This is a genomic window from Microbacterium sp. lyk4-40-TSB-66, assembly GCF_030209475.1.
Lineage (GTDB): Bacteria > Actinomycetota > Actinomycetes > Actinomycetales > Microbacteriaceae > Microbacterium.
In genome coordinates, this window is the sequence record NZ_JARVRW010000003.1 from 486,478 (window position 1) to 511,850 (window position 25,373).

The 25,373-nt window shown below is 69.5% G+C and carries 11 protein-coding genes; 7 read left to right on the forward strand and 4 right to left on the reverse strand.

Features of this window, described 5'->3' with window-relative positions; all coding sequences use genetic code 11:
* Positions 1–256: 256 nt before the first annotated feature.
* Positions 257–3,649 carry a family 43 glycosylhydrolase gene (locus QRO03_RS07280; protein ID WP_285136851.1) on the reverse strand — a complete coding sequence of 1,131 codons (3,393 nt, stop codon included), beginning with the start codon at positions 3,647–3,649 and terminating at the stop codon, positions 257–259.
* A gap of 35 nt (positions 3,650–3,684) precedes the next feature.
* Entirely contained in the window at positions 3,685–6,897 is a 3,213-nt protein-coding gene (locus QRO03_RS07285; RefSeq protein ID WP_285136852.1) for a LamG-like jellyroll fold domain-containing protein, read from the reverse strand.
* Between the two features lie 380 nt (positions 6,898–7,277).
* On the opposite strand from QRO03_RS07285, the gene QRO03_RS07290 reads away from it, so the two are divergent.
* The 6 genes from QRO03_RS07290 (at position 7,278) to QRO03_RS07315 (ending at position 17,532) form a co-directional block, all read left to right on the forward strand.
* The gene (locus QRO03_RS07290; protein ID WP_285136853.1) at positions 7,278–9,986 is read left to right on the forward strand and encodes a LamG-like jellyroll fold domain-containing protein; all 2,709 of its coding nucleotides are present in this window, start codon (positions 7,278–7,280) and stop codon (positions 9,984–9,986) included.
* Positions 9,987–10,039: 53 nt separating this feature from the next.
* The gene (locus QRO03_RS07295) at positions 10,040–13,006 is read left to right on the forward strand and encodes an immunoglobulin-like domain-containing protein (RefSeq protein WP_285136854.1); all 2,967 of its coding nucleotides are present in this window, start codon (positions 10,040–10,042) and stop codon (positions 13,004–13,006) included.
* Positions 13,007–13,107: 101 nt separating this feature from the next.
* Positions 13,108–14,160, forward strand: coding sequence for a permease (locus QRO03_RS07300; RefSeq protein WP_285136855.1), 1,053 nt, complete (start codon positions 13,108–13,110; stop codon positions 14,158–14,160).
* Positions 14,153–14,902 carry a TIGR03943 family putative permease subunit gene (locus QRO03_RS07305; protein ID WP_285136856.1) on the forward strand — a complete coding sequence of 250 codons (750 nt, stop codon included), beginning with the start codon at positions 14,153–14,155 and terminating at the stop codon, positions 14,900–14,902. Before QRO03_RS07300 ends, QRO03_RS07305 begins: the two co-directional genes overlap by 8 nt.
* On the forward strand, positions 14,883–16,262 hold the full coding sequence (locus QRO03_RS07310; protein ID WP_285136857.1) for a hypothetical protein: 1,380 nt from the start codon (positions 14,883–14,885) through the stop codon (positions 16,260–16,262). The genes QRO03_RS07305 and QRO03_RS07310 overlap by 20 nt, the downstream gene beginning before the upstream one ends.
* A gap of 208 nt (positions 16,263–16,470) precedes the next feature.
* Positions 16,471–17,532 carry a PDDEXK nuclease domain-containing protein gene (locus QRO03_RS07315; protein WP_285136858.1) on the forward strand — a complete coding sequence of 354 codons (1,062 nt, stop codon included), beginning with the start codon at positions 16,471–16,473 and terminating at the stop codon, positions 17,530–17,532.
* 278 nt (positions 17,533–17,810) lie between these two features.
* Here QRO03_RS07315 and QRO03_RS07320 read toward each other — a convergent pair whose 3' ends face one another.
* Together QRO03_RS07320 and QRO03_RS07325 are read right to left on the reverse strand one after the other, a co-directional pair.
* On the reverse strand, positions 17,811–21,956 hold the full coding sequence (locus QRO03_RS07320; RefSeq protein ID WP_285136859.1) for a beta-L-arabinofuranosidase domain-containing protein: 4,146 nt from the start codon (positions 21,954–21,956) through the stop codon (positions 17,811–17,813).
* A gap of 284 nt (positions 21,957–22,240) precedes the next feature.
* On the reverse strand, positions 22,241–23,671 hold the full coding sequence (locus tag QRO03_RS07325; protein ID WP_285136860.1) for a hypothetical protein: 1,431 nt from the start codon (positions 23,669–23,671) through the stop codon (positions 22,241–22,243).
* Between the two features lie 362 nt (positions 23,672–24,033).
* Between QRO03_RS07325 and QRO03_RS07330 the strand changes: the two genes are divergently transcribed.
* Entirely contained in the window at positions 24,034–25,341 is a 1,308-nt protein-coding gene (locus QRO03_RS07330) for an ABC transporter substrate-binding protein (RefSeq protein WP_285136861.1), read from the forward strand.
* Positions 25,342–25,373 lie beyond the last annotated feature (32 nt).

Genomic DNA, 25,373 nt, shown 5'->3' on the forward strand with positions numbered 1-25,373 from the left:
GGACACGCGTCTTCGCGGTCTTCGGGTGACCGCGGGGCGGTCGAGGGGCTGTGTTGTTACCGGAAACACCCGGTGGATTCACGGTAGAACCGGCGCCGTTTGGTGTCAAGCACGGATGCGTGGACGCGCGGAATCATCCCGCGAACGCAACGCCCGTCCGCGATAGACGACCATTCCGAGGCCCTGCGATGGTCGACCCGGACGACGAAGGGTGCGCCCGGCCCACGGCCGGACGCACCCTCGTGTCCAACGCTGCTCAGCCGCAGCTGCGCGCGGCGTAGTCGGCTGTCACCGTGTCCTGCACCCGCGTTCCGTTCACCTCGGTCGACACCGTCGCCGTGAGCGATCCGGCGGCGAGGCCGGCCGACCGGGTGGCGAAGGTCACCGACTTCGACTTCCCCGCCGCGATGCCGTTCGCCTCGGCGGAGCCGAACGGCGAGGTCACGCGGGCGTCCGCCGTCACGGTGCCGGTGTTCTTCAGCGTCGCGAAGAGGGTCACCTTGCCCGCGACGCAACGGCTGCCGGCGACGACCTCCACGGCGGGCTCCTCCGGGCTCGTCACCGTGACCGTCGTGGTGACCGTGCGGTTGCCCGCGGCGAGCCACTCGGCATCCGTCATGTCCAGGATGGGGGTGTCGTCCTGACGGAAGTAGACCATCCGGATGCCGGAGTCCCGGCTGCCGTTCTGCGTCGCCTTGGCGTGGAAGACGTTGAGCAGATTGCCGTCATCGTCGTAGGTGTACGAGTTGTGGCCCGGACCCCAGTTGTTCGCGAACGCGCCCTCGTAGCTCCAGATGGAGCTGTTGCGCACGTTCCAGACGGCGGGGTCGAGCAGGTCGGCACCCGACTCGGCGGTCAGAAGGCCCACCGCGTAGGTCCAGTCGACGCCCGAGCCCGAGAACGTGATCATGACCTTGCCGTCGCGCTGGATGACGAAGGGTCCCTCGACCACCGGGGTGGTGTTGTTCGACCAGCCGCGGTCGGGGAAGGCGACCGTCGAGCGCGGGCTCGCCAGCTGCCACGAACCGGACGCCTTGGGGGTGACCTTCGCGATCTTCAGCACGGCGGGTCCTGTCGAGGGCGCGACCACGCGCTCCGACCACATCACGTAGTCGGTGCCGTTGTCCTCGAAGTGCGTCATGTCCAGCGTGATGCCCTGACCGTACGTGGTGAGCGGCTGACCGGCCTGATCGACGACGCGCTGCGGGGCCTCCCAGTCGGCGCGCACGAGCGGGTTGCCTCCCGGCTTCAGCCGCATCGTGTACGACTGCACACCGGCCCACCAGTTGCTGCTCTCGGCGTTGGCGGCGAACAGGATGTACAGGTCGCCGTCGACGACGTGCAACTCGGGTGCCCAGAGCTGGGCGTTGACGCTGTTGCCCGAGAGGCCGAAACCGAGGATGCGGTTGTCGGGGGCGCTCGAGATCCCCGCGATCGTGTCGGCCTGACGGATGAAGAATTCGTCCTGGCCGGCGTCGTCGGTGGCGATGTACAGCCACGTCTTCTTGCCGTCGGGCAGCGTGTAGCGCAGCACGTGCGGGTCGGCGCGGTTGGCGATGAGCGGGAAGGTCGTGTCGGTGCGCTGCAGCGTTCCGGTGGCCGTGTAGGTGCCGGGCGTGGTCGTGTCGACCTGCGAGGTGTCCCATGCCACGCGGAAGTCGTGCGTGCCGCCATCGGAGTAGTCGGCGGTGACCTTCTCTGGCAGCGACAGCGTGTCGCCGGCGGTCACGCCGATCGGCTTCGGAGCCTGCAGTCCCGTGTTGCGCACGCGGCCGAGTCGATCGGATGCCGCCTCGGCCTCGGCCGCGGTCACCGGGATGGCCGTCGCGTTCTCGGCGTACGCGACGCCGATGCTCGCCGATCGGCCGCTGGGCTGCTGCCCGGCGCCCTGCGCGGTGACCGACTCGAACGCGGTGGTCGTGCCGGTGAGGGCGGAGCCGGCGGGGCTCGTCCATACGACGCGATACGCGCTCGCGCGGGCGTCCCACTCGGCCGACACGGCGCCGGTCTGCCCCTGCCCGGGCAGAGGCAGGTAGCTGCGCTCCGACCAGGTGACCAGGTCGGGGGAGGTGAACACGAGCGCACCGTCGGTGTCGGCGGCACCCGCGGCGTTGGTGCGCCGGGCGATGAGGCCGTACCCCTGGTCGCCCTCCAGGCGGAACACGTAGGGCGAGCCGAGGTAACGGGTGGTGCCGTTGGTCTGCTCGGTCATACCGGTGACCCGGGGGAACACCACGCCCGCACCGCTGTTCAGCGGGGTGTAGGCGGTGCCGTCGCCGCTGAGCGCGAGGTGGGCGCTGCGCGTCACCTCGGGGTCGTCTCCCCCGCGGGTGTTCTTCGACGTCGTGTACGTCGCCAGCCGCGAGGCGCCGGCCTCGGCGATGCGCACCGGGATCTCGGTGGTCACCGCGTCGGCGCCGGTGCCCACGACGGCCTTGAGGGTGGCGGCGGCGAGACCGGTGGCGGGGGCGGTGGCGATGGTGCCGTTCGCGACGGAGCCGGCACCCGAGACGTGCGACCACGCCACCGGCAGGCCCTGCGCGGTCGTCGGCAGAACGTAGCCCTTCTCGAGCACCGACGGCAGCAGCAGGGTCGCGGCCACCTTCGCTGCCTGCTCGGCGGGGGTGGCTGCGGGCAGCACGGTGACGGTGAAGGCGCGGGTGGCGGTCTTGCCTCGGACCGTCGCCGTGGCGGTGAGGGTCACCGAGGTCGACGAGGCCGGTCGGGTGACCTTGCCGTCGGCGGCGACGACGCCCGAGGGCGACGAGGTCCAGGTCACGCCGCCGGCCGACGGCAGGACGAGGTCGGTCTCGACGGACGAGAGGCTCTGCGCGTTCGCGCCGGCCAGGTCGATGGATGCCACGACCTCCGACGCCGTGGCGGTGGCATCCGTCGCCGACGCCGTCGCGATGTCGGTCGCCGACAGGGCCGCGTTGTACACGCGGAACGACGAGACGCCGCCCTGGTACAGCGAGTCCTCGTTGTACGCGCTTTTGCCGATGTAGTTCATCGTGTGTGTCGCGAGATCGCTGAGCGCGGTGGCCGAGTCGGCCTTCTGCGCGACGAGTGCCCCGTCGATGTAGAGCTTCAGCGTCGAGGTGGTGGCGCCGGGGTTCTTCTCGATGGTTGCGGCGACCGACTGCCAACGCCCCTCGGCGAGCTTCGTCGACGAGGTGACGCTCTGTTCGCCGGCCCAGTTCGTCTTCGAGATCGCCAGACGCGGCGCGACGGGCTGGATGAAGAACTGTCCGGTGGCGTTGTTGCCGGATCCGCCGATGTTCCAGAGGAACTTCGCGCCTGACAGGGCGGTCGGACTGGTCTCGATGATGACGGTGGCCGCGCTCTGCCCGGCGAGCAGGTTGTCGGGCAGTTTCACGTGGTTCGCGCCGGTGAACTGCATCGAGCCGCCGCGCCAGGCGGCTCCCCCCACGACCGCGGCGTCGCGGCCGGCGCCCGAGGCGTCGCGCACGACGGTGCCGCCGGTCTCGGAGAAGTCGTAGGACGCCACGAGCGAGGCGGGTTCGGCGGCGCTCGCCGCGGAGACCCCCACGCCGCTGACGACGAGGGCGAAGCCGAGGGCGCTGGAGATCACCCCCGCACAGCGTCTGCGGAACGCGCCTCGGGCGGGCGCGATGGTCTTTCGGGTCACGGTGTTTCTCCTCTTCGTCGAGTCGAGCTGATCGGTCACTTGCAGGTGGCGGCGCGGTAGTCGGCCGTCACGGGGGTGGGGCTGCCCTGCACGGTCACGGTGACGGTTCCTCCGTCGACGGATGCCGCACGGGTGGCGAGCGTCTTCGAAACCGACTTGCCCGCCCCGAGGCCCGTGAAGGTCGTCGAGCCGTAGGCGCTCGCGATGGTTCCGGACACGGCGCTCGTGCCCGTGTTGGTGACGGTGGTGACGAGCGTGACCTTGCCCGCGACGCAGCGCGTGGTGGCGCTCGCCTGAACGGTCGTCGGGGCTGCCGCCACGATCACCCGGGCGGTCACGCTCCGGTTGGCCGGCGCGACCTCCTGGGCCGCCGTGAGCGAGAGGTCGAGCATGCCGTTGGCGCGCACGTTGACCGCCTTGAACCAGCTGTTGCGGTCGGGGTCGAACAGGCCTCCCGCCGCACCGCCGCTGTGCGGCTCGGGGTACGGGCGCGCGTGGTACGCCAGCACCAGGTTTCCGGCCGGGTCGGTCGCGAACGAGTTGTGCCCGGTGCCGCCTTGACCCGTGCCGCCGATGCGGCCGGTGAAGGTGTCGTTGGTGGTGAGCACGGGGGAGGGCACGAGGGTCCAGCTCGCCGGGTTCTTCAGGTCGGCCGTCTTGGCGGCGCGCAGCATGCCGATGTCGTAGTACTTGTCGACCGTGCCGCCCGAGTAGGTGAGGTAGATGTAGTCACCGTGCTCGACCATGTAGGGCGCCTCCACGATTCCCTGGTCGCCGCCTTCGTTGGTGTCGGACGGCGTGGGAGCCTGCTTGCCGTACTCCCACGGCTGGCTGATCGCGTAGACCTCGCTGAGTCCTCCGTCGATGAGCGGAACGGTGCCCTTCGGGCCCATCTTGGCCTTGCCGATGAGCAGCTTCGCGCTGTTCGGCATGACCCAGTAGCCCTGCGTCACGCCGTTCTCCTCGCGCTCGAGATACGAGACGTCGAACGCGGCGCCCTCGAGGATGGTCGGCTCGCCCCAGTTCTCCTGGTTCGTGAGGCCGCCGGCTCGCAGCGACTCCTCGGTGCCGGTGTAGGGGATGAGGACGGTGTTGTCGCACCAGCCGTTGGTGGGGGCGTAGCCGCGGTTCATGCCGGCGACGATCCACCACTGCCCGTTGATCTTGTGGAACTCCTGCGCCCAGATGTAGCCGCCCCAGCCGTAGAAGGTGTTGGGGTACTGGGCCTGCTTGCCGGGGGTCCCGGCATCCGGATCGATGACGATCTGCTCGGGGGCGTCCTTCAGGCCCGCGATGGTGGTCGCGCGCTTCAGGCCGATCTTGCGGTAGGCGTTGGCGTCGATCAGCTGGTCGTTCGAGGCGGTGGAGGGGATCGAGTAGTGCGAGCCCGTGAGGTACCAGAAACCGTCGTCCTCGTTGAAGAAGAGGTGCGGATCGGCCCGGGCGTCGTTGACCATCTGCTCGGCGGTCTGCTGAACCGAGCCGGTCACCTCGTACGTGCCGGGGGTGCGCGAATCGATGGATGCCAGGTCGTCGGCGTCCCACGTCACGGGCAGGTTCTTGGTGGAGCCGTCGTTGTAGTCGAGGGTGACGGTGGAGGGGAGGGCTGCGGCATCCACCCTCTTCCCGTTCTCGACCTGCACGTCGGCGGGGGCGCGGACGCCGGTGTTCTGCAGGTCGACGTAGTTCTTGAAGAAGACGTCGAACTCGGTCTTCGAGAGGGCGAACGAGCTCGCCTGCGACTGCGCGGTGAAGCCGGGCAGCCCCGCGCCGGTCACGCCGAGCGTCCGCACGTCGGCCTTCGTCGCCGCGGTCGGGGTGCTGGTGGCGGTGAGCCCGTCGAGTCGCGCGACGCGCCCTTCACCGGTGAGCTCGTCGGTCCAGTACGCCTTGTACTTCTGGCTGGCGGCGTCGAACTCGATGCGCGGGTTCTTCACGATCGATCCGTCGGAGGCGATCTTCACGGTGCGCTGGTTGCGGAAGGTGGCGCCGTCGGGGGCGTCCCAGACGTACACCGAGTCGGTGGCGTTGTTCTGCGCCGCCATCGCGCCGAGGGTGCCGTCGGCGAAGCGGAGGAGGGTCGGCGAGCCGACCTGGGCGTTCGGGTTCGCGGTCTGGGAGCCGTTCCATGTCGCGTACAGGATGGCCTGCGAGCGGTTCAGCGGCTCCCAGGTCGAGGTGCCGGACGGGCGGGCCGAGACGTACAGGGCGTCGGCGCGGCGGTCGTCGTTGTAGGCGAGCGGGTCGTCCTTCACGCCGTTGATCGTCGTGACCGTCTTGACGTAGGTGGCGATGTCGCCGCCGGCGTCGAGGATCTGCGCCGATGCCGTGACGGGGGTGGCGACACCGGCGATCGTCGCGGTCAGCTCGACCGCGACGGGACCTGCGGCGGGGCGGGTGACCGTGCCGTCGGCGGCGACCAGCGAGGAGCCGGCGCCGGTCGCCGTCCAGGTCACCGCGCTGCCGAGCACCGTCGAGGGGAGGTCGCCCGAGATGCGCGCGGGGATGCTCAGCGCCGCGGCCGGGTCGGCGGCGACCGTCGCCACGCCGAGTTCGGAGGGGGTGAGGGCGCGGTTGTAGACGCGCAGGTTGTCGAGGAGGCCCGAGAAGAACTCGCCGCCGCCCCAGTTGGCCTTGCCGACCTGCAGGACGCCGCCCGAGGACCCGAGGATCTTTGAGAGGGCGGGCCCGGCCGCGTTCGTGGACACGAGCTTCTTGTCGACGAACAGTCGCGCGGTGCCGCCGGAGAGCACGAGGTCGACGTGCTTCCACTCGGCGTTGGCGCTGGTGGCGGCGAGGTTGCCGGAGGAATTGCGCGAGCCCGCGTTGTCGTAGCGCTCGACGGTGACGCCGGTGGTGCGGTCGAGGAAGCCGAGGTAGTGCTCCTGGGCGTACGTCTGCGTCGCGGCGCTGCGGGCGGCGAACACCGTCCACCCGGTGTTGCCCGAGGCCGCGGGCTTGCTGTCGTACGAGATCGTGACGTCGTCGAGCCCCGCGAGCAGGGGGGAGCCGTTCGTCTTGGCGACGTTCAGCCAGAACCCGCTGCCCAGTTGGGCGGCGTTGCCGCTGACGCCGGGGACCAGTCGGGCGGTGCCCTGGGTGGTGGCGGTGGCGCCCGCCCCGGTGAAGCTGGTCGTGCCGCTGTCGAACGTGAAGTCGGCGATCAGCGCGTCGTCGGCGCCGGCGGCGCTGGCGGCCCCGGGCGTGAGCAGGCCCGCGCACAGGGCGGCGACGGCGGTGGTGCCCACGGCGACCGCGGCCATTCTGCGTCGCGCGCGTCTGGGCGGGGTTTCGAGGTGTGCGGGGGGCGTCGTCGAACGGGCCGCGAAAGGCAGGCGCATAACCACTCTCCATTAAGTGACTGACCACAGGTGCTGTGTTATCGCTCACAATAACCACATGGATGCCGTCTGGCCACCGCGATTTCCGTTCGCGTCGAGGCCGGGCGCCCGGTCGGCGCGATGCGGGGAGTGACCGTTCGCGGACTCCGCGCCGGTGCGGCGGTGATCGCCGCACCGTCGCCCGACCACGACGGGATGGATCTTGCCCCCATCCGAAGTGAGCGGTAACATCCAGAATGTTCCTGCGTCTCAGGGGCCCCGATCATCCTGGCAAAGGAGCTGGAGTGATGACCGCACACTCGACCGCCCCCACCGCACCCGCGCGACCGTCGACCCGACGCCGGAGGAGCGCGATCCTCAGCCTCGCCACCGGGGTCGCCCTGCTCGCTGGCGGCCTCGTCCCCCTGACGGCGGTACCGGCCGTGGCCGAGACGGCGATCCCCTCTTCGGGCCTGCGCGCGGAGTACGTCTTCGACGAGACCGCCGGCGCCAGCGTGCCCAACAGCGCACCGACGACGCTGGGGGCGGCGACCGTGGTGAACGGCACCGACGCCCTGTGGACGGGATCGTCGCTCGTCTTCACCGGGGGCGCGAAGACCAGCCCGACCGCCAGCTGGGTCCGACTGCCGAACGACGCCCTCGCCGGCGCACGATCGGCGACGGTGACCATCGAGACCAAGCTCGACGCGTCGATGAAGAACAACTTCCACTTCCTCTGGAACATCGGAAGCGACTCCCCGACGCGGTCGTACTTCGCGTCGGTGCGCGACAACCCCCGAACCGTCATCACCACGAACGGCGGCGGCGGCGAGGTCAACGCCCGTTCCGGCTCCGCCCTGTCGGCCGACCGCTGGTACAGCCTCACGTCCGTCATCGACGGAGCCGCCGGCCGCATCACCTTCTTCGTCGACGGGGTGCAGGTGGCATCCACCCGGACGACCCTCTCGCCCGCCGACATCACCGATCAGACCCTGAACGCGATCGGCCGCGCTCCTTACCCCGACCCCATGTACAAGGGCGAGGTGTCGACGTTCCGCGTATACGACCGGGCGCTGTCGGCCGACGAGGTCGCACAGGTCTCGACGGCGGATGCCACGATCCACGCCGGCGCGCACCGTCAGGCGGCGCAAGCCGTGGTGGACACCGTGTCGCCGGTCACCGTCGACGAGAGCACGACCACCCTCCCCACCTACGGCGGGCGCGTGAGCTGGGCCGCGACCGACGCGAGCGCGACGGTCGCCGCTGACGGCACGACCCTGAGTACGACGCTTCCCGCCGCAGGCTCTGCCGCGCGGACCACCACGCTGACGGCGACCGCGACGGTCCGCGGGGTCACCGCGTCCCGCGCCGTGGCCGCGACGATCCAGCCCGCCCGCACCGCCGACGACGCGTTCGGGTACGCCATGGTCCACTTCATCGAGGATGCCAACGGCTACGCCGAGAAGATCTACCTCGACGTCTCGCGGGGCGACGACCCCGAGGCCTGGGACCCGCTCAACGGCGGCAAGCCCATCCTGGCGTCGCAGCTGGGCACGACGGGCGTGCGCGACCCCTACCTGACCTACAATCCCGAGACGAAGACGTACTACATCATCGCCACCGACCTCCGGGTCTTCGGCGGCGACCGCGGCGCAGCCGGCTGCACCGACTGGTGTTACTGGAGCTCGCAGGGCAGCACGAAGCTCAATGTCTGGGAGTCGAAAGACCTCGTGAGCTGGAGCGACCTGCGCCAGTTCGACGTTGCGCAATCGCCCGCCGGTTCGAAGGTCGCCGAGCTCGGCATGGCCTGGGCGCCCGAGGCGACGTGGGTCCCCGGCTACAACGCCGACGGCAGCGGAGCGTTCGTCATGTACTGGTCGTCGAACGTCTACGGCAACTCCGCCCACACCGGGTCGACCTACTCCCGCGTGCTGTGGGGCGCGACGACCGATTTCACCCAGCAGACCTACCGCTACGGCGGCACCATGATCGACACCGGCGGCAACGCCATCGACACCACGGTCATCCAGAACGCCGGCAAGACCTATCGCGTGACGAAGGACAACTCCTTCGGCCGGGGCATCTACATGGAGTCGACCACGGCCACCGACTGGTGGAAGCAGACGACGTCGTGGACGACGGTGCAGGAGCGCATCGGCGCCAACTACGCGGGCGGCAACCCCGGCGGCGTCGAGGGCCCCGCGGTCTTCCAGCGCCACGGTGAGAACGAGTGGTACCTCTACGTCGACGTGATCCCCTCGATCGGCTACCGGCCGATGCAGACGACGAACCTGGATGCCGGGTTCACCCCGCTCGTGTCCGACACCTTCTCGATGGCGCCCAGCACCAAGCACGGCGGCATCGTGCCGCTGACCTTCGGCCAGTACGACGGGATCCGGAAGGCGGATGCCGCGGCCGTCGTCACCACGGACCTCGGTGACGCCACCGTCACGCAGGGCGCCACGGCACCGACCATCACGGCCGCCCTGCCGCGGGAGGCGCAGGTGACCCTGGCCTACGGTCGGGGCACCGCCGCGCAGCCGGTGACCTGGAACCTCGCCGGCGTCGACGCGACCACGCCCGGGACCTACCCGGTCACCGGGACGGTGCGCACGATCGGCGCGAACCTGAACCAGTGGTCCGGGACCAATGGATCGACCGCGTACAACGCCCCCGATCGACGCCTGTTCAGCTCGACCGCGCTCACGGTCACCGCGGACGTCGTCGTGACGGCCCCCGCGCTGGCCGTCACGGCCACGGCCGAGACGCGGTGCGCCGCGGGCAAGCCGATCGTCGTCACCCGCATCGCCAATGGCGGAGCGGCCCCGGTCGCCCTGCAGGTGGACTCCGCGCACGGCTCGAAGACGATCGCCTCCCTCGGCGCCGGCAAGAGCACGGTCGTGACCTTCACGGCGCGGACCACCCCGCTGGCGGCGGGCGAGGTCACCGTCGCCGCCAGCGCCGGCGGCGCCACCTCGTCGGTGACGGCGCCGTTCGCGGCGACCACCTGCCGCTGACCTCGCGGCACGCCCCGCATCGCCCATCGACGTCGACCGACGGTCAGGACACCATGCCCTCCCACACCCCCTCTCGCCACACCCACCGCGACGGGAGCGATGAAGGCCGCTCCACCGGGGCCGCTCCCGGCGCACGGCGCATCCTCTCGATCGCGGTGTCCGCGGCCGTCGCGGTGAGTGGCGTTCTCGGCGCGGGGGCCGCGACCGCAGCGGCACCCGCCGACGCGCGCGACGACGGTCTCGTCGCGCGGTACACCTTCGACGAGACCTCCGGCGAGGCGGTCCGCAACACGGCCGACGGTTCGGATGCCGCCGGCGACCCGCTGGATGCCACGGTGCGCAACTACACCGCGTCGCAGCGGTCGGAGGCGGGGACGCTGCAATTGACCGGGGGTGCCAAGACCTCGACCGGCAACTGGGTGGAGCTGCCCGACGATCTTCTGAAGACGGCGACCTCGGCCACGGTGTCGATCGACGTCAAGGCGGACGCCTCGATGCTCGGCTCGAACCACTTCCTGTGGAACATCGGCAACGACACGACCCAGCAGTACTGGTTCGCGAACGTACGGGCGCCGCGATCCGGCATCACGACGGCCTCGGCCGGTGGCGAGAAGAACGCGACCGCCTACCCGGTCAAGGCGAACAGGTGGCACAGCCTCACGGCCGTCATCGACGCGGATGCCGACACCCTCACCTTCTACACCGACGGTCAGCTGTCGGGGGTCGTCAAGACGACCCTCACCCCCGCCGACATCCCGCAGACCCTCAATACGATCGGACGCGCCCCGTGGCCCGATGCGCTCTTCAAGGGCACGGTCGGCGCGTTCCACGTCTACGACCGCGCGTTGTCGAGCGGTGAGGTCGTCTCGCTGTCCGAGAGCGACGCCACCCCCCATCAGGCCGCGCTCCGCGCCGTCGCCGATGCCAAGGCCGCGGTCATCGACCTCGGTGACACCTCTGCCGTGACCTCCGATCTCGACCTCGGACTCTTCGGCATCCGGGAGATCTCCTGGTCGTCGTCGAACCCCGCCGTCGTCTCCACAGACGGCGTGGTCACGCGCCCGGCGGTGGGGGAGCCCGCCGCGACGGTCACGCTGAGCGCGACGGCTGAGGCTCGCGGGGTCGCCGCGACGACGCCGCGCACCTTCACGGTGATGGTGCCGGCGCTGACCGCGGCCGACGTCGCGGCCGATCGCGACACGATCGGGGTGCCCTCGGTCGTCCGAGGGAACGTCACGTTGCCCACCCGGGGCGCCGCGGGGGCGCCGATCGAATGGACCTCGTCGGCCCCCGCAGTGATCTCCGACCGTGCAGTCGGCGCCGCCGCCGCCGGCGTCGTCACGCGTCCCGCGTGGGGTGCGGACCCGGTGCCCGTCACCCTGACCGCGACGATCGGCACGGGGGCCGCTGCCGTCGCGCGCAGCTTCGCCGTCACCGTCGAGCCGGCTCAGCGTCCGGCCGTCGACAGTCGCTACATGTTCGCCTACTTCACCGCCGACACCGTCGAGGGTGAGAAGGTCTCGCTCGCGGCGTCGCAGGGGAACAGCGCGATGACGTGGGACGTGCTCAACAACGGCGCCCCGATCCTCTCCTCGACGCAGGGCACGCGTGGGCTCCGCGACCCCTTCGTCATCCGCTCCGCCGAGGGCGACCGCTTCTTCCTGATCGCCACCGACCTGTCGATCGGCGGGGGGACGTCGTGGGAGTCGTCGCTGGACGACGGCAGCCGGCACCTCGAGATCTGGGAGTCCACCGACCTGAAGAACTGGTCGGCTCAGCGGCACGTGCCCGTGTCGGGGCCGTTCGCCTCGATGACGTGGGCGCCCGAGGCGTTCTACGACACGGACGCCGGTGAGTACGTCGTGTACTGGTCGTCGCGGGTGTTCCTGGATGCCACCCGCCCCTACGACAAGGTCGGCACCCCCGATCACACGTACTCGAAGGTCATGTACGCAACCACACGGGACTTCGTCACGTTCTCGGATGCCAAGATCTGGCAGGACGCGGGCGACCGGATCGACTCGACGATGATCGAGGATGACGGCACCTACTACCGGTTCACCAAAGAGATCACCGGCTGCAACGACGTGGTGCAGGAGTCCGCAGCATCGCTGTACGACCTGTCTGTCCCCGGCGACTACGCGTGGTCGACCGACGCGACGTGCGTCTCGAAGACCGCTCGCGCCACCGGTCGTACCACCGAGGGGCCCACCATCTTCCGCGCGAACGCGGGCGACACGTCGCTTCCGGCGGGCGTGAACGAGGGCTTCTATCTCTTCGTCGACGACTTCACGGGGCAGGGGTACCTGCCGCTGTTCACCGAGTCGCTGGCCGCTCCCGCGTGGCGCACGGTCGCCGGCGCACTGCCGAAGTCGCGGCACGGCAGCGTCATGCCCGTCACCCTCAACCAATGGGAGGCGGCGAGAGGCGTGGCCGCCACGCGCACGGCATCGGCGACGACCCTCGTCGATGTCGCGGGCGGCGCCGTGCTCGTGCCGGGCGCGAAGATCACGGCTCAGGTGACCGCGAACGACGGCGGTGCCGTCGCCGGAACGGTGCGGTTCACCTTCGGCGACAGGACCGTCGATGCGCGTGTGATTCCCCGCGACGGGACGTTCGTCGCGGAGGCGGCGGTTCCGGACGCCACCGGCGACCTGCGTCTCTCGGCCGCGTACCAGGGCCTCGACGTGCTGTCGGCCTCGACGTCGGCATCCATCGATGTCCGTGTCGGCGACGCCGCGGCCCCGAGCGTGGACGGTTCCGTGTCGTCGCGCTGCGTCGCCGGCAAGGTCACCGTGATGGTGAAGGTGACCAACACCGGGTCCGCTCCCGTCTCGGTGACGGCGGCCAGCGTGTACGGCACCAAGACCTTCTCGGCTCTCGCGGCCGGCGGCACCGCGACCGCTGCGTTCTCGACGCGCGCGGTGGCGATCCCACCGGGGTCCATGTCCCTCCGCGTGGAGGGTGACGGGCAGACGCGGGAGCTGGCGGTGCCCATCGAGGCGCACCGATGCTCCTGACGGGCCGCGGTCGCGTGCGGCGGCGTCCCCGACCCGCGGGTGAGGTCGCCGCCGACGACCTCGGCGCGACCGCCGCGAGACCCCCCGGATAGGACCGCCCCATGCCCACCGCGCGCAGCTCCTCCGCAGCGCCCGCGCGCGCCCGGCCCGAGCCCGCACCACCGCAACCCGGCTCAGGTGCGCGGCGGGTGCTCCTCGTCGCCGCGGCGCTGATCGCCGCCGCCATCGTCATCCGGTGGCTGACCATCGACGCCGACGGCTCCCTCCCCAGCGCTCTCTCCGACGGCATCACCCTCGCCGCGAGCGTGATCATCGAGTCGCTGCCGTTCGTCTTCCTCGGCATCTCGATCTCGATCGCCGTGCAGCTGTGGGTGCCCTCTCGAGTGCTGGATGCCGTCATCCCGCGCGCCGGCATCCTCCGACGTGCCGTCCTCTCCCTGCTCGGGGTCGTCCTGCCGGTGTGCGAGTGCGGCAACGTGCCCCTGGCCCGCGGGCTGATGATGCGCGGGTTCACCGTTGCCGACTCGGTGACGTTCCTGCTGGCGGCACCCATCCTCAACCCGGTGACCCTCATCACGACGTACCAGGCGTTCGGGTGGAACGACGGCATCCTGATCTCCCGCCTGGTCGGCGGGTTCGTGCTCGCCAACCTCGTGGGATGGCTCGTCAGCCTGCACCCGGAACCGCAGCGGCTGCTCACCCCGCAGTGGGCGGCGGCCTGCGCGTCGGCGGCGTCATCGGCGCGGGAGCCGGCGACCCTGCGGCGCGCGGCCGTGATGTTCCGCGACGAGGTCTCGGCCATGCTGCCCGCGCTCTTCCTCGGCGCCGCGGTCGCGGGTGTCCTCCAGGTGGCGGTGTCGCGCGACACGTTGACGGGGATCGGCGGGCATCCCGTGCTCGGCATCCTGGCCCTGATGGTGCTGGCCTTCGTCATCGCCATCTGCTCCAACGTCGACGCGTTCTTCGCGCTGTCGCTCGCGTCGTCGTTCTCGCCGGGCGCGCTGGTGGCGTTCCTCGTGCTCGGTCCGATGATCGACGTGAAGATGCTCGTGATGCTCTCGACGACGTTCCGTCTGCGCGCGCTCGCCGGGATCACCCTCGTCGTGGCGCTCGGCGCCCTGACCCTCGGTCTGGTGGTGAACCTGCTTGTCTGAACTCGTCTCGCGCTGGGCGGGTCTCGCCCTGTGCGGCATCGGTCTCGTCGCCACCCTCGCGCTCGCCGCCGCGGGCGACCTCACGCTGTACATCCACCCCCGTTACGTCGTCTTCACCGTGGTGCTGAGCATCGTGGGGGTGATTCTCTTCGCCGCGGCCGTGTGGGTGACCGCGACCTCACGGCGGGCGGCCCACGATCACGATCACGATCACGATCACGACCACGGCCCCGGTCCGCGAGGGCGCGCCCGGACGCTCTCGACCCTCGTGACGGGAGCACTCGTCGTCGTCGCCGCGGTCGCCCTGCTCGTCGCGCCCCCGACGACGCTGAGCGCCGAGCGGGCGTTGTCGACGGCGAGCGCGGCCGACGGCGGAGGCGATGCGCCGCGTCCGTCGCTCGTGGGCAGCGACCCGACCCGTTTCTCGGTCCGCGACTGGGCGAGCATCCTCGGAAGCGGCGCCTCCGCCGGCGATCTCGTCGGACAGCAGGCCGACGTGACGGGGTTCCTGCTGATCGACGATGCCGGCGCCGTCCGCGTCGGACGCTACGCGGTCACCTGCTGCACGGTCGACGCCCAGCTGTTCGCCGTGCCCGTCGTGGCATCCGGTGTTCCCGACGATCTCCGCTCGGGCGACTGGGTGCGCGTGACCGGGACGTTCACCGACGACGCCGGTGCCACTCACCTCAGCCCCGCGACCGTCGACGCCGTGGAGGAGCCCGATGCCCCCTACCTCTCCTGATCCGGATGCCGCCCGCCCGCGCTCCTCGCGCCGCTGGGCCGTGGCCTCGATCGCTGTCGTCGTCTGCCTCGCCAGCGTCAGCGCGACCCTCGCCGCGGCGGCTCTCGAGCGCGGGCCGCGCATCCGAGGTGTCGACGGCGACCCCTCGCTCGCGGTGGAACAGGCGGGCGTCACGCTGGTGTTCCACGCCGATCAACCCCTCGACCCGCGCTCCGCGGAGGGGGTGCGAGTCGAGCCCGCGGCGCCGTTCGAGGTGGAGGTCACCGGATCGACGCTGCGTCTCCGATTCGCCGACACGGTCGACCACGCGCGCGACTACCGCGTGAGCGTGCCCGCGCTGCGCGGCCGGGCGACGGGCGCCACCGCGGAGGCCGCCTTCGACTTCACGACACCCCCGCTGACGGTGACCACCCTCGAGCGCGGCGGGAGCTTCGACCGCGCCGGCGGTGACGACGATCGGATCGTGCGGCACGACCTGTCATCCGGCGCCGACGAGGTGGTCTTCGCCGCTCCCCGCATCCAGGAGTACGCCGACGACGGTGCCGGGGTCGTCGCCGCCGTGGTCGACGAGGACGGACGCGCCACGCTGACCCGCGCCGGCCAGGGGGCGGACCCGGTGCCGCTGCCCCTCCCCGGCGACGGAACGGTCGGACTGCTGCGGGCCTCGGCCTACGCGGGTCGCGCGGGCTTCGTCTTCACCGGCACGGGGGCGGACGCGCAGACGTACATCAGCACCCTGTTCCTGCTCGACCCGGCCGACCCGGATGCCGGCGCGCGTGCCGTGCTCGACCTCGACGGTCTCCCGCTGCAGGCCGACTCGTGGTTCTTCGTCCCCGGCAGCTCGTACCTCGTCGCGCAGACGCCCACGGGCTCGCTCATCCTGCTGGATGCCACCGGCTCGGCGCCCCCGCGTCTGCTCGGCGAGGTCGGGGGGCTGCGCGCGGTCCTTCCCGCCTCGACCTCGCTCGTCGTCGACGGTGCTGCGGGTCCCGCCGTGCTCGATCTGACGAACGGGACGCTGAGCGACATCGTCGGGGCCGCCGCCGACGATGTGTCGACGGGCACGGTGTTCCTCTCCGATTCCTCGTCGGTGCAGTGGACGGCCGACGACGTCGTGCGCCGGACCGCCGCCGAAGCGCCGGCCGGGGTCTTCCAGGTCGGCGCCGGCGACCGGATCGAAGAGGTCTGCGTCTCGACGAGCGGGCGGTACGCGGCGGTCGGCGTCGTCCCGACGGACGACGAGATCGACGACTACCCCACCCGCGCGGAGTGGCTGGGTCGCACCTCGACCGTGATCGACGTGTTGTCGGGTGACGTGCTCGCCGAGGTGGCGGGCACGCGTCCGGACTGGTGCGCCTGAGGCGTGGATCACCCTTGCACTGGCTGCGTGCTGATCGCACGCGGGCGACGGCATCCGGGTGAGGTGAACCGCGCTGGTGTGCGGTGCGCGGGCGCGCGTCACCTGCTGTGACATGCGCATCCTGGCGACTCATCGCCATTCGGTGACGACGTGTCGGTGACCTGTGGAAAGGGCTCAGCTCCCCGGGGCGGTAGGGGATGCTCACAGGATGACTGAGACCCTGCCCTCCGGCTACGCACAGACCCTTGCGCTGATCATCGAGCGTGCTCATCGGGCTCGGTTCGCGGTGCAGCGAGCAGCGAACACGGAAGTCGTCGCGCTCTGGTGGTACATCGGACACACACTCATCGAGCGGCAGAGAGTCGAGCCCTGGGGGAGCGGGGTGCTGGCGCGCCTTGCAGCCGACCTTCGCGCCCAGTTCCCTTCCATGAAGGGCTTTTCGGAGTCGAATCTCCGATACGCCCGACGATTTGCGGAGGCGTGGCCCGACGAGAAGACAATCCGCCAACAGCCCGTTGGCGGATTGCCGTGGAGTCATACCATCCAGCTGCTCGACAAGCTGGACGACCAGAACCTGCGGGACTGGTACGCCGCCCAGGATGCGTCGAATGGATGGAGCCGTGCGGTTCTGCAAAACCAGATAGCCACACGACTTCACGAGCGAGCGGCGGCAGCCCCGTCCAACTTCGCATCAACGCTGGGTGCCAGCGACTCCGAGCTGGCTCAACAACTCACCAAGGACCCATACACCCTGGACTTCCTGGCTATCGGCGTAGGCGTCAGTGAACGAGAGCTCGAGGAGCGGCTCGCTCTCCGCGTCGTGGAGACGCTCCGTGAACTGGGGGCCGGATTCTCTTTCGTCGGCCGCCAGGTGCATCTCGATGTAGATGGTGACGATTTCTATGTCGATCTTCTGTTCTTCAACTGGCAGCAGGTGCGCTTCGTCGTCGTCGAGCTGAAGACGAGCAAGTTCGACCCTAGGGACGCCGGGCAGCTGGGGTTCTACGTTGCCCTCGTGGACGACCGATTGCGGATTCCTGAGCTGCACGCCCCCACGGTCGGCATCCTGCTGGTCGCGGACAAGAACGAGACTGTCGTCCGATACTCGCTGGCGGGTTCGAAGCAGCCGGTGGCGGTCAGTAGGTATGAACTTTCGCTCACCGAGCAGGCGACGCTCCCGGCGGAGGAGACGCTGACGAAGATCGCCGCTGACGCGGTAGACGGTGCCGTCCGATCGATCCTCGGTGTCTCGGCGGATGGGGCCGGCTGATCATCCGTGCAGCGTCCTCTCCTCCCGCGTTCGATCGTGGCCTTCCGCGTTTCGAAACTCGCGACGCCCTCGATGTGACCGCCTCCGGCCAGCTCAGGGGTGCGCGCGTCCTCGCCTTGGAACGGGGCGTCGACCGGACATCACCTGCGCGCGATCGTGTGGCGCACCCCACGCTGCACGCCGAAACGCCCCGGGCCATCCGTGAAGGATGCCCCGGGGCGTTCCCGGTGGATGCACCGGGCGGCTGAGCGTCGACGCGTCAGCCGCCCGGTGACGGTTCAGCCGCAGCTACGGGCGTCGTACCCCGCCTTCTGCGTCGCGGTCGCCGACGTGCCGTCGACCTGACCGGCGGCGGTGATCGACACCTCGCCCGCGGCGATCTGCGCCTGGCGGGTCGTGAACGCCTGGCTGACGCTCTTGCCCGGAGCGAGGCTCGCGATGCTCTTCTTGCCGTAGGCGCTGGTCATCTCGATCGAGACGGGCACCGTGCTGGTGTTCTTCACCGTGGCGGTGAGGGTTACCTTGCCCGTGATGCACCGCGTCGCGGCCGAGAGCTCAGTCGTGAGCGCGGGGGCGGCGGGGGCACGGACGATCTGCACGTTGTACGTCTTCGCCGTCGTGTGATCCTGTGCCAGCGATCGCATCGTCACCGTCGTCGGCGCGCCGTCCGCGGCCAGGGCGACCGTGCGCTTCTGCGTGTCGTCGATGAGGATGTCACCGAGGTAGACCAGGCCGCTGGGGGTGGCCGGGTCGGCGTCGAACGTCGCCGTCGTCGCGTCGTGGGGAACCGTGACGGTGTAGTCGTAGGTTCCGTCGGTCAGCTTCGGGCTGATGGTGCCACTGTCGAAGGTGAGAGCGTTCAGGTCGGCGTCGGTGGCGTACGTCGTGGTCGTGGTCGTGTAGACCCCGAACACGCCGCCCACGAAGCTCGCGCCGGTGCCCTGGAAGCGCACGGTGATGATGGGGATCTTGTTCCCCTGCTCATCGAGCACGTAGGCGCCGGACTGATCGCGCTTGTGGCGGTCCTTGGCCGCGATGTCGGCCAGCGCCGAGGCGGGGATCTCGTCGTACTGGATGTAGAACGAGTTCGCCCCGTTGGCGTTGGTGATGCGCTCGGACTTGAACTTGACGTCGTTGATGTAGACGTCGAAGGTTCGCCCGTTGTCGCCTCCGAAGTACCGCACGCCGAGGTAGTTCTTCGGTGCGGACGGGTCGACGGCCATGTCGTACTGGAAGAACGCCTCGGCCGACCGCTCGCCGTCACGGTACTGCTGTCCGAGGTGCGCGCCCACCGACGAGCGGTTGAACTTGTAGTTCTTGCCGGCCTCGCTGTTGTTGTTGTCGAACGAGGTGAGGGAGTCCGTGGTCATCTCGTCGATGCGGAGCTTCTCCTTGTCGCTCTTGATGAGCGCCTGCGCGGCGGCGGAGTCCGGCTGGATGAGGTTCATGTACAGCGCGTAACGGGCGTTGTACATGCTGTAGTACGGCTCGAAGGTCAGCGCAGCGGATGCCGCGTCGACGTTCTGCAGCTGGAACTTCATCACGGTGCGACCGTTGTTGTCCGCTCCGTTGTCGCGACGGACGAGGTTCTTCTCGATGTCCTTCTTGAAGGCCTCGACGTCGCCGACGCGGACGCTGTTGGTGACCGACTTGTCGGCGGTGCCCATGCGGACGAGGATGCCCGCCTGCGTGGTCGCCTCGACGTTGGTGCGGTTCAGCTCGGCCGACAGCACGACCGGGCCGTAGCGGAACGCGACCCAGTTGGGGTCTTCGGTGCCGGCCTCGACCTGCACCTTTGCGGGGAGCTTGTACGAGATCTTGTCACCGGCCGAGACCGGGACGACGACGTACCCCTTGTCGGTGGCGGCCGCGACGTCGCGTGTCTGACCGTTCACCGTCAGGGTGGGGTTCGGCGACCACGACGGCACACGCAGACGCAGGGTGGTGCCCTCGACGAGTGCTCCGCCATCGGCCGCGTCGACCGCGAAGGTGACGGTGTCGGTGTTGGGCACGTCGGCGGTCTGCGTGAGCTTCAGGTTCTGCGGTTTCGAGGTGAACTCGGTCGAGCGGAACATGTTGACGTAGACCGATGATCCCTTGCGGAAGTAGATCGAGTCACCGAGCTTGGTGAAGCTCTCGGTCGCCGTGCCGTGGTCGCACCAGAACTCGTCCTCCTTCCGGCCGAACACCTTGGCGTATCCGGCCGTCTGCGGCTGGAAGTACGTCATCATGCCGGTATCGGGGTTCTGCGACGCCAGGATCGTGTTGATGTAGGTGTTCTCGTACCAGTCGGCGTACTTCACATCAGGGTTCACGCGGAACAGCCCGTGCGTGAGCTTGAGCATGTTGTACTCGTTGCACCCCTCGACCGTGGACTGTTCGCCATAGCCGTTGGTGATGCCGTTGGTGGCGAACTCGTGCAGGGTGCCCGGCTGCTGGAAGTGCTCCGAGTAGCTGTTGCCGCCGCCGATGTAGGAGTGGTCGTTGACGACCATCTGCCAGAAGTTCTCGGCCGCCCGACGGTAGATATCGAGGTCGGACTTCTCCGTCGCGGTCAGACGCGCGTACAGGGTGGGGTTGTCGGTGAACACCGTGTAGCGCTTGAGGGCGCCGACGAGCTTGGGGATGGTCGTGTTCGCGTGCTTTCCGGCCAGGACGTCCTGGTTCGCGGCGAGCTGACGGAACAGCGAGACCTCGTCGAAGAGCTCGGCGGCCTTCTTGTGCTGGTCGTTCTCGGTGATGCTGTACAGCTCGTACAGCGCCTCGTTCATGCCGCCGTACTCGGTGCTGAGCAGCGAGCTCGGGTTGGCCTGGCGCGAACCCCAGACGTTCAGCCACGAACCGAAGCCGCTGGCGACGGAGAGGGCCTTGTCGGCGACCTCCTTCGGCGCGTACTGGTGGGCGTCGATGAGGCCGGCGAGCACCTTGTGCAGGTTGTAGAACGGCACGATGAGACCGTCGGAGCCGTGCGGGAGGTACGACACCGGGAAGGGTGCGACGTAACCGGCGTTGGACGGGTCCTTCTGGCCGTAGGCGGCCTGCGCCGCGGCAAGGCCGTCGACGGCGGTGGTGAGCTTGGCGAGCAGCTGAGCCTTGCGGCCCGCGTCGGTCTCGGTCGAGTAGGCCTGCGAGAGCGCCGACATGAAGTGGCCGAAGAAGTGGCCCTGGAAGCGCGCACCGGTGGTCCGCTCCCATCCGCCGTACGGCTGCGCGGTGGTGGGGATGCCCGCCTGCTGGTCGAAGGAGTAGAGGAAGCGCTTGGGGTCGAGCGTGAGCAGCCAGTCGACCATCTTGGCGTTGCTGTTCTGCAGGTACGGGTCGAGCAGGAGCACTTCGTTGAGGTCGGTGTCGTCGACGTAGATCGAGGTCGACGCCCCTTCCTTCGCGACCTCGACCGAGAAGGTCTTGGTGCGCGGGGCGCTGCCGGCGTAGGTCGCCGACGCGGTGAGGGTGACCGTCGCGTTGGCATCCTTGGGGCGCGTCACGGTCGCCTGACCGCCGTTGAGGGCGATCACGGCGGGGTTGGAGGAGGTCCAGGTGAAGGCCGTGCCGTTCGAGGAGGAGGTCGTCAGCCCGAAGCTGGCCGATGCGCTCCCGGGAACCGACAGCTGCTCGAGCGCGCGCCCGGCGACATCCGCCGGGTCGAAGGCCGGGTTGTTCGCCTTCGTCAGGGCGACGACATCGGATGCCGAGGCGACGCTGTTGTAGAGGGCGTAGTCGTCGAGCGCGCCGCGGACGTAGGCGCCGTTGTACTGCGGGCCGTTGAAGCCGATCGACTTCGTCGTGGTGGTGTCGGAGGTGAGCGCGCCGGTGGCGGCCCCGCCGGTGGCGTAGGCGACCGATGAGACCTGCTGCTCGCCGTTGCGGTAGAAGGTGACGGCCTTGGTGGCCTGGTCGTAGGTGACGGCGACGTGCGTCCACTGACCGGCGGGGAAGAACGTGTCGCGCGGACCGTTCACCGTGACCTTGTACGGCTGGCCGCCGCCGGGGCCGATCGACAGGGCGAGAGGGGTGTTGGCGTTCTCGGCGGTGAGGTACCAGCCCGCCGAGTTGTAGACGCTCTTGTTCCAGGTGAAGACCTGCTCGCCCGTGCCCATCGACCCGTCCGGCTTGAACCAGAACGAGAGCGTGAGGTTCTCGGGCTGCAGGGCGGAGCTGGTTCCGAGGCTGACGGCGTCGGTGCCGCGCAGGCTCAGCGCACGGTCGTGGATGCCGTCGACGTAGGCGGCCTGCCCGCGCAGCATCGAGGTGGGGATCTTGTTGGGGCCCGCGTCGGTGAGGGAGTCGTCGAAGCGGAGGTCGAGGACCTTGGAGGAGTCCAGCGTGGTTGCGGCCATGGCAGCTGTGGGGGTGATCACCGCCAATCCACTGGCGATCATCATCGCGGTCGCGCTGAGCGCCACCGTCTTTCGGATTCGGGACATCGGGGTTCCTTTCTGCGGCTCTGCAGAAGTACGGTGGTGCGATCTCAGGACTGTCGGACTCGCTCGAGGTGCGGCGATCGGGGGTCTTCTCTGAATGGCCGACTCTCAACATGTTAGTGCTAACAAAGGCGGAGGGCCAGCGAATTCTTCCGCCTCCCTGCCGCGACTCGGCTGGCGAATCTCGTGTTGACGTGAACACCCGCGAGGTCTCGCGCAGCGGTCTGCGCGTCGCGAACGCGTCGCGCGTCGCAGCTTCCCCGGGGGAGGGATCCGTCGTTATCCGGCTATCGACCGGTGTAAGCGGCGGTGAGTGTTCGCGTCGCCGATGAGTCTCCCGACCGCGTCGACAGCGTCACCGTCGCCTCGCCCGACGGTGGGGTCGACTGACGCGTGTTCATGGTGACGGTCACCATCTTGCCCGGGGCGACCGAGGTGAAGGTCCGCTTCCCGTACGGCGTCGCGATCTCCATGTCGACGGCGACCGTGGATCGGTTGGTGGCGGTGACGACCACGTGCGATGACGCACCGATCTTGCGCGTCGAGGCGATCGCGTCGGCTTCGAGGGTGGGCGAGGTGACCGGCGTGCACGTGCGCTCGACGGTCACGTCGGCACGGTCGGTCCCCGATGCCACGGGAGACCACGAGACCCGCGTGCCGTCGGTGAGCGTGACGACCTCGTCGGCGCGGACGAGCTGCGCCCAATCGCTGGAGTCGCCGGGGCGCTTCAGCACGGTGGCCCCGAACGGCACCTCCGGGTCGGTGCGCAGGATCTGGAGTCCCGATGACCCCGGCGTGAAGGCCCACCCGCTGACGTGGAGGGGAGCGTACTTGGCGCTGGCATCGCCGTCGCGGTAGTCGACCCAGTACCGCACGCCCGGCTCGGCCGCGCTCTCCCACGAGATCGCGTCGCGCTCACGCGCTCCGGCTGCGGCCGAGGCGACGGTGGCGGTCGCGGTGACGTCGCACCGGGGAACCAGCCGCGTCGGCAGCATGCCGAGGCGGTCGAGCGACGGGCTCGAGAACGGCGTCAGGGTCCAGCTACCGCCCATGTTGTCGAGTCGGTTGCCGTACTCCTGGCGCTCGCACTCCCCGGGGGTCCGACCGTCCACCGCGCGGAAGTCCCACGTGCTCGCGCACGCCGTCGAGAACGCGTGCGCCTGAGACATGTTGTGACCCCACTCGTGCGCCAGGGTCGACGCGTCGGGGCCGGGCTGGAACGTTCGGCCACCGGCATCCACCGACCCGCCCTGCTCTCCGTTCGCCCACCCCGGGCACGGGTCGCCCTCCGGGACCATCACGGTGAGGTGCCGGCCGTTGCCGCGCTCCCACCCCAGCTGTTGCGCGGCGAAGTCCTGCCAGACGCTCTCCCAGGAGCACGGTGCGTCGTTCGGCGCCGACATCCAGTCGGTGACCTGCTCGATCTCGACCGTCAGCGCACCGTCGGTCTCGCGAGCGAGGAACTCGGCGGCGGCGTTCGCCGAAGCGATCGCGTCATCGCGGGAGAAGTTCGGCTGCGTCCCCGGGGGAGCGACGAGCGCGATCGTGACACGTGCCGTGTGCGGCTGGACGTCGCGTGTGACGACGTCGAACCCCACGGGCGCGTCGAACCCCACGGGCGCGTCCGGGATCTCCGCCACCGCGGGCGGTGCGACGAGAAGGCCGGCCAGAACGAGGAGCGAACCCGCGATCGCGGATCCGTGCAGCAGTCGTCGCATGTGCGCCTCCATCGGCGGTCGGGACGCGCAATGTTATCGCTCACAAATCGAAGATCGCAAGCTCCGAGAGGCGCATCGCCCGTTCATCGTCTTCCGCGGCGCGCGCCGTCGATGCGTCCCGGGAGGCAACGCGGGGCCGGAGTCACCGCAATGCCGCGCGAACACCCGACGAGCCGGTCGGCGGGCAGGTGTCGGCGAGAAGATGGACGGACGCGGATGCCACCCGTCCACCCACGCGCGGTGTTTCGAGCCCCGACCCGTTGAGGGCTCTCACTTATACGTATTCATGAAACACGATCGTTACCCGAAAAGCTGCGTACTTAGGCTTCCCTAAACGCTATGCATACGTATACGGTTTGGCCATGTCATCCACAAGAAAGCGCGCTATCGCCTTCGTCGCCATGGCGACCCTGGGTGCACTCGCCCTCTCGGGATGCGGCGCGGGTAGCCGCACGGGGAACGAGAATGCCACCGAGGTCGCCTGCGACTACACAGCACCCGAATCCGCGACCACGGTCAACGTGCTCGCCTACAACTCCTCCGCCATCGACCCGTTCACCGACACGATGGTCTCCAGCTGCACGAAGGGGGACGTGACGGTCAAGCACGACCCGATCGACTTCGGCGGGCAGGTCACCAAGACGACGGCGACGCTCTCGGGCGAGACCGGCAGCTACGACATCGTCGAGACCTACGGCTTCGTCATCCCGAGCCTGGCCGTCGACGATAAGTTGGTGCCCCTCGACGACCTGTTCGCCGAGTTCGCCGACAAGTACGACCTCAACGCCATCAGCGAGTCGATGCGGCAGGGCATGTCGTACGACGGCAAGCTCTACGCCCTGCCCATGCAGGCGCAGATGTTCGTCATGGCCTACCGCACCGACGTGTTCGACGAGCTCGGGCTCGAGGTTCCGCAGACGTTCGACGACATGATCGCCGCCGCCGAGGCGATCAAGGCGTCGGGGAAGATGCAGTACCCCATCGCCCTGCCGTGGCTCGCCACCGCCGATGTCGCGACGAGCTTCCAGGCCGTCATGAACTCCCTCGGTGCCGACTTCGTCACCGCCGACGGAGAGGTCACGCTCGACACCCCCGAGGCGAAGGAAGCCCTGCAGGCCATGCAGAGCCTGCAGCCCTACATGGATCCCCAGGTCACCACCTTCGATCAGCCGAAGGTGCAGCAGCAGATGTACAACGACACCGCGGCCATGTCGATCATGTTCTCCGGTCGCATGAGCGACCTGACGAACGCCGAGAACAGCAAGCTGTCCGATTCGTTCGGGTTCGCGGCACCGCCCAAGGTCTCGACTTCGGCGCCGTACCTGTACGACCGGCTCTCGATCGACGGGTGGTCCATCCCGTTCAACACCAAGCTCGACCACAAGATGCTGTTCGAGATGATGGCCTCCGCCGTCAGCGAAGACGCATCGACCGCGTCGGTCCCGGCGGCCTACCCCGCCCGCGAGGGCATGGTCACGCCCGAGAACTCGCCCTATGGTCAGGCGGCCAACGACTCCATCGCGGGTGCGATGCCGCCGGTGGTCTCGCCCATCCTCGCGCCGATCAGCAACGAGATCACGCCGATCGTCGCGCAGTTCCTCGCCGGCGGCCTGTCGGTCGACGACGCGGCGACGCAGATGCAGGCAGCGGGGGAGAAGATCGCGGGCTGACCCCGCGATCACCTCCCCACCGACGGCGAAAT

What these genes read in the sequence shown, in the direction of transcription:
- QRO03_RS07290 (WP_285136853.1), top strand. Translation starts at nt 7,278, where the DNA reads ATGACCGCACACTCGACCGCCCCCACCGCACCCGCGCGACCGTCGACC.
- QRO03_RS07295 (WP_285136854.1), top strand. Translation starts at nt 10,040, where the DNA reads ATGCCCTCCCACACCCCCTCTCGCCACACCCACCGCGACGGGAGCGAT.
- QRO03_RS07300 (WP_285136855.1), top strand. Translation starts at nt 13,108, where the DNA reads ATGCCCACCGCGCGCAGCTCCTCCGCAGCGCCCGCGCGCGCCCGGCCC.
- QRO03_RS07310 (WP_285136857.1), top strand. Translation starts at nt 14,883, where the DNA reads ATGCCCCCTACCTCTCCTGATCCGGATGCCGCCCGCCCGCGCTCCTCG.
- QRO03_RS07315 (WP_285136858.1), top strand. Translation starts at nt 16,471, where the DNA reads ATGACTGAGACCCTGCCCTCCGGCTACGCACAGACCCTTGCGCTGATC.
- QRO03_RS07320 (WP_285136859.1), bottom strand. Translation starts at nt 21,956, where the DNA reads ATGTCCCGAATCCGAAAGACGGTGGCGCTCAGCGCGACCGCGATGATG.
- QRO03_RS07325 (WP_285136860.1), bottom strand. Translation starts at nt 23,671, where the DNA reads ATGCGACGACTGCTGCACGGATCCGCGATCGCGGGTTCGCTCCTCGTT.
- QRO03_RS07330 (WP_285136861.1), top strand. Translation starts at nt 24,034, where the DNA reads ATGTCATCCACAAGAAAGCGCGCTATCGCCTTCGTCGCCATGGCGACC.